Origin of the sequence: Chthoniobacter sp. (assembly GCF_040003245.1) — a bacterium.
Lineage (GTDB): Bacteria > Verrucomicrobiota > Verrucomicrobiia > Chthoniobacterales > Chthoniobacteraceae > Chthoniobacter.
Window position 1 is genome coordinate 1 of the sequence record NZ_JBDUCX010000217.1, and the last position, 11,805, is coordinate 11,805.

At 61.3% G+C, this 11,805-nt stretch carries 18 protein-coding genes; 13 read left to right on the top strand and 5 right to left on the bottom strand.

The window, feature by feature from the left end; all coding sequences use genetic code 11:
- Window positions 1-356 (top strand): barstar family protein (locus ABJF10_RS23765; protein WP_348547107.1); only part of this gene is annotated, 356 nt, incomplete at its 5' end.
- 53 nt (window positions 357-409) lie between these two features.
- Window positions 410-928 carry a hypothetical protein gene (locus ABJF10_RS23770; protein WP_348547108.1) on the top strand — a complete coding sequence of 173 codons (519 nt, stop codon included), beginning with the start codon at window positions 410-412 and terminating at the stop codon, window positions 926-928.
- Between the two features lie 34 nt (window positions 929-962).
- Here ABJF10_RS23770 and ABJF10_RS23775 read toward each other — a convergent pair whose 3' ends face one another.
- On the bottom strand, window positions 963-1,778 hold the full coding sequence (locus ABJF10_RS23775) for an IS5 family transposase (RefSeq protein ID WP_348547109.1): 816 nt from the start codon (window positions 1,776-1,778) through the stop codon (window positions 963-965).
- Window positions 1,779-1,896: 118 nt separating this feature from the next.
- On the opposite strand from ABJF10_RS23775, the gene ABJF10_RS23780 reads away from it, so the two are divergent.
- From ABJF10_RS23780 to ABJF10_RS23810, 7 genes are all read left to right on the top strand, one after another.
- Complete coding sequence (locus tag ABJF10_RS23780; RefSeq protein WP_348547110.1) at window positions 1,897-2,295, top strand: hypothetical protein; 399 nt, start codon at window positions 1,897-1,899, stop codon at window positions 2,293-2,295.
- Between the two features lie 18 nt (window positions 2,296-2,313).
- Window positions 2,314-2,859 carry a hypothetical protein gene (locus ABJF10_RS23785; RefSeq protein ID WP_348547111.1) on the top strand — a complete coding sequence of 182 codons (546 nt, stop codon included), beginning with the start codon at window positions 2,314-2,316 and terminating at the stop codon, window positions 2,857-2,859.
- A complete protein-coding gene (locus tag ABJF10_RS23790) occupies window positions 2,841-3,497 on the top strand; it encodes a hypothetical protein (RefSeq protein WP_348547112.1) in 657 nt (218 codons plus the stop codon). The genes ABJF10_RS23785 and ABJF10_RS23790 overlap by 19 nt, the downstream gene beginning before the upstream one ends.
- A gap of 402 nt (window positions 3,498-3,899) precedes the next feature.
- Window positions 3,900-4,319, top strand: coding sequence for a hypothetical protein (locus ABJF10_RS23795; protein WP_348547113.1), 420 nt, complete (start codon window positions 3,900-3,902; stop codon window positions 4,317-4,319).
- A gap of 107 nt (window positions 4,320-4,426) precedes the next feature.
- Window positions 4,427-4,756, top strand: coding sequence for a hypothetical protein (locus ABJF10_RS23800; protein WP_348547114.1), 330 nt, complete (start codon window positions 4,427-4,429; stop codon window positions 4,754-4,756).
- Between the two features lie 66 nt (window positions 4,757-4,822).
- Window positions 4,823-5,278 (top strand): hypothetical protein, encoded by a 456-nt coding sequence (locus tag ABJF10_RS23805; RefSeq protein ID WP_348547115.1) that lies wholly within the window; start codon window positions 4,823-4,825, stop codon window positions 5,276-5,278.
- Between the two features lie 32 nt (window positions 5,279-5,310).
- Complete coding sequence (locus ABJF10_RS23810; protein WP_348547116.1) at window positions 5,311-5,694, top strand: hypothetical protein; 384 nt, start codon at window positions 5,311-5,313, stop codon at window positions 5,692-5,694.
- 22 nt (window positions 5,695-5,716) lie between these two features.
- Here ABJF10_RS23810 and ABJF10_RS23815 read toward each other — a convergent pair whose 3' ends face one another.
- Window positions 5,717-5,974 (bottom strand): hypothetical protein, encoded by a 258-nt coding sequence (locus tag ABJF10_RS23815; RefSeq protein ID WP_348547117.1) that lies wholly within the window; start codon window positions 5,972-5,974, stop codon window positions 5,717-5,719.
- Window positions 5,975-5,989: 15 nt separating this feature from the next.
- Window positions 5,990-6,202 (bottom strand): hypothetical protein, encoded by a 213-nt coding sequence (locus ABJF10_RS23820; RefSeq protein ID WP_348547118.1) that lies wholly within the window; start codon window positions 6,200-6,202, stop codon window positions 5,990-5,992.
- 166 nt (window positions 6,203-6,368) lie between these two features.
- Between ABJF10_RS23820 and ABJF10_RS23825 the strand changes: the two genes are divergently transcribed.
- A complete protein-coding gene (locus ABJF10_RS23825; RefSeq protein ID WP_348547119.1) occupies window positions 6,369-7,523 on the top strand; it encodes a sulfite reductase subunit alpha in 1,155 nt (384 codons plus the stop codon).
- A gap of 31 nt (window positions 7,524-7,554) precedes the next feature.
- Entirely contained in the window at window positions 7,555-8,637 is a 1,083-nt protein-coding gene (gene aroC / locus ABJF10_RS23830) for a chorismate synthase (RefSeq protein WP_348547120.1), read from the top strand.
- Between the two features lie 7 nt (window positions 8,638-8,644).
- Here aroC and ABJF10_RS23835 read toward each other — a convergent pair whose 3' ends face one another.
- Window positions 8,645-9,607 (bottom strand): NADPH:quinone reductase, encoded by a 963-nt coding sequence (locus tag ABJF10_RS23835; protein ID WP_348547121.1) that lies wholly within the window; start codon window positions 9,605-9,607, stop codon window positions 8,645-8,647.
- A 98-nt stretch (window positions 9,608-9,705) separates the two neighbouring features.
- On the opposite strand from ABJF10_RS23835, the gene ABJF10_RS23840 reads away from it, so the two are divergent.
- Entirely contained in the window at window positions 9,706-10,095 is a 390-nt protein-coding gene (locus ABJF10_RS23840; protein WP_348547122.1) for a DUF6572 domain-containing protein, read from the top strand.
- Between the two features lie 36 nt (window positions 10,096-10,131).
- A complete protein-coding gene (locus ABJF10_RS23845; RefSeq protein ID WP_348547123.1) occupies window positions 10,132-10,356 on the top strand; it encodes a hypothetical protein in 225 nt (74 codons plus the stop codon).
- Window positions 10,357-10,487: 131 nt separating this feature from the next.
- Here the strand turns inward: ABJF10_RS23845 and ABJF10_RS23850 are convergent.
- Window positions 10,488-11,805: Gfo/Idh/MocA family oxidoreductase (locus ABJF10_RS23850; protein ID WP_348547124.1), on the bottom strand; the 1,318-nt coding region annotated here is incomplete at its 5' end.

Genomic DNA, 11,805 nt, shown 5'->3' on the forward strand with positions numbered 1-11,805 from the left:
GACGATGCGCTTCAGCGAACAGGTCTGATCCCGTCACCCCAATGAGTAACACGAAGTTCGACGCCAATCGGGAAAGCGAGGCCGAGGTGCATCTCGACTTCGCGGGCATCACTTCCGAGGATGAGGTTCACGAGCTTTTCGCCAGTGCGCTTCATTTTCCACATTTCTACGGCCGCAACTGGGATGCGTTCTGGGACGTTCTTACTGGCTACGGTTGTTTCCCGAGTCGGTTGGTTCTGTTCAGCACTGAGCATCTGCGCACCGTTGTTCCCAGAGCCTACGAACAGCTCCAGACTTGTTTCGCCGATTGTCAGCGCAACCATCCAGACATGGCACCATCCGTCACATGGAGATGAACGCTCGCAGCAGAACTGCTTTCATCTTATCTGACCCTACCTACGTCTAGCACATGAGCCGAACGCTTTTGATCACTATGGGATTATTTTCTTTCCTCTTCAGCGCCTGTTCAAAGAAGCCTCCTCAGACAACAGTCATAGGTCACGAAACCGACAAAACTGTCGGCCTCGTTACCCCCGCGCCCACGCGACCGACTACTTCCGCACAAATTGCCTCCAAGTTTCACGCGGGCCAGACTTGGGCTTTCAAGACGCCTCCGGGCCAGCCCAACGCCAGACTTACCATCCTGCGCGTCGAGAACGGCGGCAAGGTCGGCACCATTGTTCACATCGCTCTTTCCGGCGTTTCCTACGGAGACGGCCAAACATCGATTCAGCATTTGCCATTTGCTGAGTCTGCCATCGAACAGAGCGTCACGACGCTGGAACGCGAGTCCGGCCCAGTTCCTGACTTCGTCGAAGGCTATCGTATGTGGCGCGAGGCATTCGACGCCGGAAAGGGCGGCATTTTCAGCATCAGCGTCGCTGACGCCTTCGAGACTGTCACTGGCGTACTTCGCAACCGCAAATGACAAAACCCACAACGGCTAGAGCGTGTTCTGAACTTTAGCGGAGGAGAGATTGGAGCATGAGAGTGAGGAAAGCGAGCCAGTGCAGACCGGCGACCGACGAAGGCAAGCGCTCATAGTCACGTGCCAATCGGCGGAAGCGACTGGCCCAAGCAAAGGAGCGTTCCACCACCCAACGCCTGGGGAGGAGGACGAAGCCGCGCTTGGCTTCGGTGAGTTTGACCACGATCAATTCCACGCCGTGTTTAGCCGCTTGTGCGGCCGGTTCTTCGCCGGTGTAGCCCTGGTCCACAAAGGCCGCTTTGACACTGCCCCCGGTAACCTCTTGAACCTCCTCAATGAGATCTTCGACCTGGGCACGCTCCTGCTCGTTGGCGGGCGTCACCTTCAAGGCCAGCAAATGGCCGAGCGTGTCGACGGCGATATGCACCTTCGAGCCTTTCTTGCGCTTGTACCCATCATAGCCGGCGCGCGCACCGCTCTCCGGAGTGCTTTGCAAGGTGCGGCCATCGAGAATGGCCGCCGAAGGTGCAGCGGCTTTGTCGGTCAACAGCCGCAACAATTTGCGCAGATCATGAGTCAGAGCTTTAAAACACCCCGCCGCAATCCACCGCTGCGTCTGCTGGTAAACGATCGACGCTGGTGGAAAATCGTTCGGAATCATGCGCCAAGGGATACCCCCGCGAACCAGGTAACGCACGGCGTTGAAAACCGCACGCAGGCTGTGCTCACGCTGCGGGGCCTCCTCCTTCATCAACGTCAAATAGGGCGCGCAAAACACCCATTCCTCATCGGTGACATCGCTCGGATAGGTCGTTTTTCCGCTGCCGGTTTTGAAGATCTTTTTTGCCATCCCCAGCGTGATGCAGGACGGAATTTACCATGTACAGCCATTTCCTCACGGCTAAAGTTCAGAACACGCTCTAGCCAAGTGCTGCAGTGAGAGTGAAAATGGGGTTGGTCAACAAATCGTGAAATCGACCATCTACAAGAAAGTCTCCAGAGCGAAGCTCGCCAGGATTCTGCCGGAAGCTTTCGATGCACAACTGCCGCGCAGCATCACCGAACCGGTCACGGCGACCGTCTTTCGCGATGAGGTCGTCACGGGCCGTATCGCACGAAAAGCAGTCGAGCGGATCGGAACCGATTTCGGCGCGTCACTCGTCTTCGCAGCCCGTGACTTTACTTGCGAGGCTACCGATTTGGCGACCGCGCACGGCGCCATCGTCATTCCTGCCAATGGCTCGTGGGGTGGATACTTCTGGTCCGACGAGCGACTCGCGGACATTCGCACTTCCATCGCGACGCACCGGCCGTTGGATGCTCCACCAGCTACGGAACTCACTTCCAATGCGACGGGAAACCCCTGACTCCTGCCTACGCGCGCTATGCGTCAAAGCACCATTTTAGCCGCCACTTTTATACGATCACTGGCCCTTGTCCTGGCAGGCTGGGCGGTTTTGCGCTTCATTCTTTGGGCGAGTCACCCCGTCGCTGCCCGCATTTACTCCTATCAGGAGGAGCGCACGGGGGGCTTCGACTTTTCGGATACGCGTGAGATTTCCCAGATCGCCATTTATCTCGTTGTCGCGGGCTGTGTATATGCCGCCAGCCTCTTCATTGCCGCCGCGGCGACGGCACCCGCTGGTTCCTCGGCGGCCTTGGCCATGATGTTCACCATCATTCGCGTCGTCACTTTCGCGTGCGCGGTGGTTGCCGTCCTTTCACTGGCCTTCGAGCTGCTGGAAATCCCCATCGACTACATTCGCGGTGAGGGCTTTCGCGGTCCATCCATGTGGCCCCAGGTTCGTTTCCGGCTTCGGTCCGTCTTTTCTGTGGGCTTGATTGTGTGCTTTCTTTCCGTGTTTTGGGTATTCGCACGTCGCATATCACATGCACTTACCCGCCGCTTCCCGTGGCCACCAAGTGCCTAGCCATGGGCCTCGACTGGAACCCCGGACCGAAAGCCAAACCCGGCGGCGAAGCGGAGTTTGAGAAACTCTGGCGCAAGCTTCACTCCAAGTGGTGCTGGCGGCGCGCCGCCAAGGTGCGGCGGTTCGGCGAGGTGACTCTTACCGCGTTCGACACGCTTGGCGTGCCGGCGGTGGGCGCCGATGCGGCAGCGACCGAATGGGCGCGCCAGCAAGCCGTCCATCGCGTGGACAAATCGCTCACCGAAGAACAATTCGTGCGCGGGATGAATGGCTTTCGCGCGCTGGCCCTGGTTCCACCCTGCGACGGCCTGCCCCGCTATACCAACGGCAGCCCCGGCGGCTATGTGGAGGCGTATGCTTTCCGCGGCCAATTCTTGAAGGATTGCACGGCGATCATCGGCCCCGAACTGCTCAACGCGGCCTGGAACTCGAAAGCGCCGGCGGACACCGTGGCCTACGGTCGTGCACTCTTGCAGCGCGCGTCGGCGTTTGCGACGGCGCAGCACATTGACCTGGCGACCGTCCATCTCGCCGAAGATCCCGAGACGGACGAATTTCATCTCGATGTCGTGCAGTCGGCGGGACGCTGGTGCGTTTTTTGGGGAGAGCGCGGGCATTGGCTCGAAGCCTACTTTTGATGACCACCAACCCACCACCCACCCTTGCGCCGTGCTTCCACGGTTTCCCGCGATTTCGCGATTGAGAGCGTTAGGGAGTGTTCACGAATTGCGGTGGAGGTGAGGGCCAAAGGTCCGCAGACAAGCCAGCCCAGGGCAGAGCGAGTCTGCGAGCGCCGGCCTGGGTGATGCATCTCACGAGCGGCGAGCCCTGAAAGGGCGAAACAAAGTAGCTGCGCGGTCGACGAATCGGCCCTTGTGGCGCCCACTTCGGGGCTGGGCGCCTTTTAACTCGATACCCAGGGCGACGCTCGCAGACTCGCTCTGCCCTGGGCTGGCTTGGATCAGGCCTTTGGCCTGTTCTGGCCGTGACAACCAAACTGCTTCTCTCCTCGCGAATTCGTGAACACTATCTAGACCCCTATGCGTGAAGGTTGGTGCAATGATGATTATTGGTCGATGTGCGAAGACCAGAAGGAGGCGGAACATCTGGCCGTGCTCTATGGACTGGCCGAGTATCTGCCCGGCTATTTTATCGTCGGATTAAAAGGGTGGGACGATTTTATCCTCTGTGATCGGGAGGGCCGGTATTTCTCCGTCCCCACGGTCCCGTTGGAGCGCGCCAAGCTCGCGCCGTTCCGCTTTCCGGAGACGGCGTTGCCTCTGGAGTCGGATGAGAGATTTGCGAAGAAGATAAAGTGGTACGTGAAGCCTATTTTATTTGGCGGCGATCCCACGGCGGAGGAGAACAGGACGTGGCTCTCACCGGACCAGCACGTGCAGGCCGTGAAGTGGTGGAACAAGGTCTACTATGATATGCTGGCGAAACGGGGGGCGGTATAACCCTGCCGTTTCCCCGACTTGGCATCTTCCATGAACGCAACGCCTGACCAAGTGCCTCCGCTGTCTTCCGCGGTTGCGGAATTGGGGTCGTTGGGAGACTCGCATATATGAACCTGTGGCTCTCCATTGCTGAATTGGCAGGCGCTGCTATTGGGGCGTTCTTTGCGCCCAACTTCTTCAAGGGCGTCATCGATTTCAACGAGCGTTTAGGCACAGCGCTGTTCCCTTATTCGGTGTGGGCTGCCTGGTTCCGGCGTGCATCTTTTGCAGCAAGGTACATTGGCGCCCCGTCAGCGATCGTGGTCGCACTCTTTGATCGTCGGTGGTTTGACGCCCTCGTAGTTATCGTGGCGTTTCTGATCCTGGCTTATCGATTCCGCGTAGTCGCGGGCAGGTTCTCGACAGCACATGCGCCCAACAAATCCCCCATCGCTTAACCGTGCGCCACTTTCGGCAGATCGCCGCTTCCCAATTTGCGCCCATGGCGGAATTCGTCGACCATTATGCCTGTGAGATCCAAGCCCCCTCTTCAAGTCGGCACACCTTGCCCGAAACATTGGGCCGAGCTCGACGGTGACGACCCGCGGCGTTTCTGTGGGCACTGCCAGTTGCACGTCTACAATCTCTCGGCCATGTCTGCGCGCGAACGGGAGCGCTTCGTTGCCGAGTCCACGAGCGGGGCGTGTATCGCCTATGAGTTGCGTCCCGATGGCTCGATGGTCACTCCCTCGCGTTGGGCGTGGTTGTTTCGACCGGTGTACCGGTTTCAGTTCGCGGCCCTTGCCTTCCTGGCTGCCTTGCTTCCGGTTTTGTTCTCCGGCTGCGCCACGCGTCGCCCGCTTCTTGGCGGGGCCGCTCCTGCTTGCAACGCACCGTCGCAGGCCGGCCAGACCGGGCCGGAGAACCAGTTTGTCGTCGGCACGCAAACGCCAAAACCGGAAAGTGCCAAACATCCATGACGGCGGAGGAAGCGCGGGGCGCAACGCACCGAATGGGACCGACTAAACGCCCGGCCTTCGGCCTGCTGTGCAAGATCGTGGGGATGGTGGTGCTCGCGACTGTCCTTGGCGGCGTCGCGGTGGTGGGCGGCATCGAGTTCCTGCGCTGGCGCTCCGAGCGTCAGGTGACGGCGATCGTTTCCGAGCTGGTTCCCGGCGCGCCTTTTTCCGCCGCCGTTGCCCGACTCGGACCGCCCACGCAGACGATTACCGACCCCGTTGAGATGCGCGCCTTCAACCGTCCGATCCCACAGCCAGTCGTCCCCGATTCGACGCTGAACTTGTTTGTCCACCGCGGGCCGCCTTTTCGTTGGATCCTAGTTTACACCGACAAGGCCGGACAGCGAATCCAACATGCCGAATGGCAAAACATGTGAGGCCGGGCGTTTCGTTCCGCATTCACGCTGGCCTTGGGCGAAGCAAGGTAATGGTGATCATCTCTGCCTCGGATGCGATGACGTGGCCGATTTCGAAGCGGCCGTGCCGTGCGAGGTACACAAGGCGTCCATCCCAATCGTGCCCTACGGAAATGGCGGAGGCGTGCGGGCTGTCGGCGATCTGGTCGAATGTGGCCAGTAGCTGGCGGCAATCCTGATCCCTCAATGCAAAAAGCGCGGTCAAGACGGCATCGGCCAGGAAGTAGCGCGCTCCCGCCATGCCAGGACGATGGTGCTAGTCGAGCTGCTTGCCAGCGGCTTTCAACCGCGCGATGGCTTCGTGCCGTGATACCACTGCCCCGGCTGCGGCTGCACGATTGTGGTGAGTCCATTCCTCCATCACTTCGGGATTTGAAAATACCTCGAGTGAGTCGAGGTGGGCGCGCAGCTTAGCCCGATCTTCGGGGGAAAGCCGGGTGACCGCGTCCTGGAGTTCCTGAAGGCTCATGCTGCGAGTATGCCGTGCCGGTCCTGCGGTGCGAGGCTGACTTGCGCTACGCGCCGCCGTTTTGCCGGGCATCCGACTTTTTTTCAGGGTCCGGATCGGTCATTCGCCGAAGTGGCACACCCCGGACTTGCCGTGCCCATGGATGCGCCCTATTCTCCGCCGTTTTATGTCGTCCGATCCTACTTCGCTCTATTCGCGCAAAAACCCTTTTCCGGCCACGCATCCTGTCAATCGCAAGCTCTCCGGGGAAGGCTCGGGGAAGGACACGCGGCATCATGAAATCTCGCTCGCGGGCTCGGGGTTGCACTACGAAGTCGGTGATTCGATGGGGCTTTTCGCGACGAATGACCCGGAGTTGGTCAATGAAATCATCGTGGCCATCGGCGCCACCGGTGAAGAGAGCGTGCCGGGGGCGGATGGGCAGCCGAAATCGTTGCGCGCTGCGCTGACCAGCGATTACATCATCACGCAGCCGAGCAAGGAATTCCTCAAGGCGATCGTCGAGAAAGCGACTCCGGCGCTAGCGGACCTGCGTGACCTGAGCGGCGACCCGGCGCAAAAGAAGGCGCTCGAGGATTACCTCTGGGGACTGGAATACATCGATTTCCTGCTCGACCACCACACCGTGAAGTGGGGCGCCGAGGAATTCGTGAAGACGCTGCGCAAGCTGCAGCCGCGGCTTTACTCCATTGCGTCGTCGCTCAAGGCGAATCCGGAATCCGTGCATCTGACCGTGGCGACCGTGCGTTATGAAAGCCATGGCCGGAAGCGCAAGGGCGTGGCGTCCACGTTCCTCGCGGAGCGTTGGGGCGGCGACCAGACCGGCGGCGTCTTCATCCACACGGCGAAGCATTTCCGTCTCCCTGAGGATACCAATACGCCGGTCATCATGGTCGGCCCCGGCACCGGCGTCGCGCCGTTTCGTGCTTATATCCAGGAACGCAAAGTCACTGGCGCGAAGGGCAAGAACTGGCTCTTCTTCGGCGAGCAGACCCGCTCGAAAGATTTCCTCTATGAGCAGGAATTGGTTGCGCTGCAGGCCGATGGCGTCCTGAACAAGCTCGACGTGGCCTTCTCTCGCGACCAGGCGCAAAAGATTTACGTGCAGGACAAGATGCGCGAAAACGCCGCGGAAATGTGGGCCTGGCTGCAGGAAGGCGCGCACTTTTACGTGTGCGGCGACGGCGCGCGCATGGCCAAGGACGTGGACACCGAGTTGCACCGGATCGCCGAGTCGCAGGGCGGCAAATCGCCCGAGGAGGCGGCGGCTTACATCGAGGCGCTGAAGAAAGAGAAGCGCTACAAGAAGGACGTTTACTAAGCGGGCGTTCGGCCTCGCCAATTCTCCCCGTATGTCCAGCCACTTCGGCCAAGCCTTCCGCATCTCCACATGGGGCGAATCCCATGGGGGCGGTGTGGGTGTCGTCATCGACGGCTGCCCGCCGCGCCTGGCGCTGAGCGAGGCAGACATCCAGCGCGATCTCGATCGCCGCCGGCCGGGGCAGAGCGAAATCGTGACGCCGCGCGACGAGGCGGACCAGTGCCGCATTCTGTCCGGGGTCTTCGAGGGACAGACGCTCGGCACGCCGATCTGCGTGGCGGTAATGAACAAGGACGCGCGGCCGGAATCCTATCGCGAGATGGAGACGGCCTTCCGCCCTTCGCATGCCGACTACACCTACCAGGCGAAGTATGGCATCCGCAATTGGCAGGGTGGCGGGCGTGCCTCGGCGCGCGAGACCATTGGCCGCGTCGCTGCCGCTGCGGTGGCGAAGAAGGCGCTCGCGCAGATTGCGCCGGCCTTGGAGATCGTGGCTTACGTCAAAACCATCCATGAACTAACGGCGGACGTGGATCCGGAGACCGTGACGCTCGAGCAAGTCGAGGCGAACATCGTGCGCTGTCCCGACGCGGCGAAGGCGCAGGAGATGATCGATTTCATCAAGCAAGTGCGCAGCGAGGGCGACAGCGTGGGTGGCATCGTCGAGTGCGTGATTCGCGGCACACCCGCGGGTTGGGGTGAACCGGTTTTCGACAAGCTCGAGGCCGAGCTCGCCAAGGCCATGATGAGTCTGCCCGCGACCAAGGGCTTCGAGATTGGGAGCGGCTTCGCTGGCACGCGCCTGCGCGGTTCGGAGCACAATGACGCCTTCGTGATGGAGAAGGGGAAAGTGCGCACCACGACCAATCTTTCCGGCGGCATCCAGGGCGGCATCACCAATGGCGAGCCGATCTTCCTGCGCATCGCTTTCAAGCCTACGGCCACGATTTTCAAGCCGCAGCAGACGGTCACGGTCAGTGGCGAGGCCACGGAGTTGCAGGCGCGCGGGCGTCATGATCCGTGTGTGCTGCCGCGGGCGGTGCCGATGGTCGAGGCGATGGCGGCGCTCGTCCTCGTGGACCACGCGCTGCGGCATCGCGGGCAGGTAGGGTAGGCGGCTTTTAACAGGTCAGCACGATCTTGCCGGCGGCGCCGGAGGACATCACGGCCGCGTGCGCCTGAGGTGCTTCGCTCAGCGGAAAAGACTGCGCGACGATCGGGCGCAGCGCGCCACCTTGCAGGCCGGAGACGATCGCCATGTGCGCCTCGGTGAGGACCGGCGCGGGTGTGGCGAAGACCATCACGCCGCGAATGTCGGCGTTGCGGGACATGAGATCGCGGGGATTGATTTCCACCGGCCCGCGGCTGCCGACAATGACGACGCGACCGTGCTGGGCGAGCATCGGGAGATCTTTACCGAGGTTTACGTTGGCCAGCATCTCCAGGATCATGCCCACGCCGTGTCCGTCGGTGGCCTCGAGAATTTGCTGCGGGTAGTCGTCGGCGTGGTGATCGAAGACGGCGTAGGCGCCTTCGCGTAACAGGAGTGCGCGTCCGGCATCAGTGCCGCCCGTGGCCAGCACGCGGACGTCGGCGGCTTTGGCCAATTGCAAGGCGGCGAGGCCGACGCCGCCGGTCGCGCCGTGAATGAGGAGAATCTCGCCGGAGCGGAGTTGGCCGCGATGGAAGAGAGCGACATGCGCGGTGAGGTAGGGGACGCCGAGGGCCGCGCCCTGCTCGAACGTCAGGGTCTCGGGCAAGGGGTGAAGGTGCGCGGGTTCGCAAAGGGCCTGTTCGGCATACGTGCCCGAGATCGAGCCAGCCAGATAGACGCGGTCGCCGACTTTCCAGCCGTTCACGCCCGCGCCGAGCGCGGTGATGATGCCCGCGCCGTCAGTACCGGGAGTGTAGGGCAAGGGCGGAAGCTTTGCGTATTTGCCGGCGCGAATGTAGGTCTCGACCGGGTTGATGCCGGCGGCGTGGATTTGGACAACGATTTGGCCGGGACCGGGTGTGAGATCGGGGACTTCGGCGACTTGCAGGACTTCGGGTTCGCCGAATTGCGGGACGCGGATTGCTTTCATGGGCGCGAGTGAATCTGACAGGGATAAGCTCCCTCCGCGAGAGCGCCGTGGCGAGTAACTTTTGACATCGCGCCCGGGCTGGTCAATTCATTGGCCCTGTGAGTTCCGAATCATCTACTGCTTCATCCCCGCGCGGCGTCGAGTTTGCGCACGTCATCGACGTCATCGCCGAGGACGCCAACACCGGCGAGGTCACGCTGATCATGCTGGAATCACGTCCGTGGGACGGCTCGGAACTGCGCCTCTTTCAGCTCCAGGAGAAGATCAATGCGTATCTCTCCTTCGCGCTCGATGGGGAGATGGCGGAGGCGTATCCACAATTCGACGGGAAAAAACTGCGGTTGCAGCTCGATTGTGTAGGCATGCCGGGCAATGACGTGGTCGGTTTCCTGGGCATGGTGCGGGAGCAGATCGCGTTTCAGGGCATCAACCTGGAAGTGCGGGTGATGGGGGAGGGCGGCTGCGGGCCCGGGTGCGGGTGCCATTAACCGCATGGCGGCGAAGCGCCGAGGCACCAAGGGGAAATGAAGCCCACCGCAAAGGAGATTTCCGCGTCGGTCGACTTTCTCTGTTACCTGGTCGGTTTCGTGGGCTTCCTGGTGATGGCGACCACCCTGAAGGCTTTCCGTAACCGACGCCAGGATCCAGCCACGATGTGGGTCTTGATCGTCTGCGGCCTGGTGGGGCTCGGTTTTGTCGGGCTGGCCTGCTACATGGCCGGCTGGGGATCGAAGCTGCCGACGAAGTGATTCAGGGCCGCGGCGACGATGCGCGCTGGCCGGCGTCTCTCCAAAAAAGTCTGCCGGGGAGGCATCGCGCCTCCCCGGCAGTTACCCTCCAAGTGGAAAGGGATTGAACGATTTGTCCGACGGTAACGGAATTACGAAACCTTCCACTCCGTCTTCTTGACGAGGCCGGGTTCGGGAACGGGATATTTTCCGTCTGGTCCAGCCTGGAGCGGAGCTGGGCTATCCATCGTGAGTTCGCCCGCATTCGGGCAGTATTCGTGCTCGTGATTGAGCATCTCGTCGAAGGTCACTTCCTGCCCCGTGTGCGCGGCAAAGCGGGCCATATTCGTGACGACACTCGCCTCGACGCCGCGCTTGAGTTCGTTGTAGGGCTTGCCATTGCGAATGGCGTCGACGAGATCCGTCCACTCGTTGAAATGCGACTCGACTTCCGCGGGTGGGACATTGGATTGCCAGATCATGTTTTTGCGATCGGTGTTCTGACCCTTGTAGGTGCTGGAGGGCAGGCCCGCGTCGCCGCTCTTCGCGCAAATCGCGATGCCCTTGGTGCCGTGGGCGTAGCTGGAATAGTGGTCATACGCGCCGATCATGCAGCGGCCGTCCATGTACATCTTCGCGCCGTCCTCGAAGGTATATTCGCAGGCGTAGTGGTCGAAGTTCTGGTCCACGTAGTCGTAGCGATAATGCCGTCCACCGATGGCCTGGCACTTGATCGGCCACGCGCCCTTCATCCAGCACAGATGGTCGATGTGGTGAATGTAAAAGTCGCTGAAGCAGCCGCCGCTCGCCCAGATGAAGCTGTGGAAGCGCGAAATCTGCCAGAGCAGTTCGCTCGGTTTGCCGGGCAGGTTGTTATCCGGACCCGGATACTTTTCGGAGAACGCCGACCCCAGCGGCCCCTGCATGCGGTAGCCGCGCATGAACATGATGTCGCCGATTTCGCCGTCATCGACCCGCTTCTTGAGTTCCTGCATGCCCCGGCTGTGGCGGCTGTTCAAACCCACGGCGACCTTCAATCCCTTCTTCTCCGCCTCTTCATTGATCTTAAGCATCAGGCGGGACTTCGGGCCGTCTGCGGTCACGGGTTTTTCCATGAAGACGTTGATGCCCCTCTCCACGGCATAGGCGAAGTGCGGTGCGCGGAACGCCATCGGGGTGGTGAAGATGGCGACGTCGCCCTTCTTGAGGCAATCGATCGCCTTCTTGAAGCCGTCGAAGCCGATGAATTTTTGGTCCTCTGGCACCAGCACCTGCTTGGAATTGGTTTTCGAAAGCGAATCGTAGCTGGTCTTCAGCCGATGCTCGAAGACGTCGGCCATCGCCACCAGATTGATCGGCGGGCCGGTTTGGTCCATGGCGTTTTTGGCGGCGCCGGTGCCGCGGCCACCGCAGCCGACGAGTGCGAGATTGATTTGCTCGCTGCCGGCGGCGTGGACGTGCGGGAGCGTG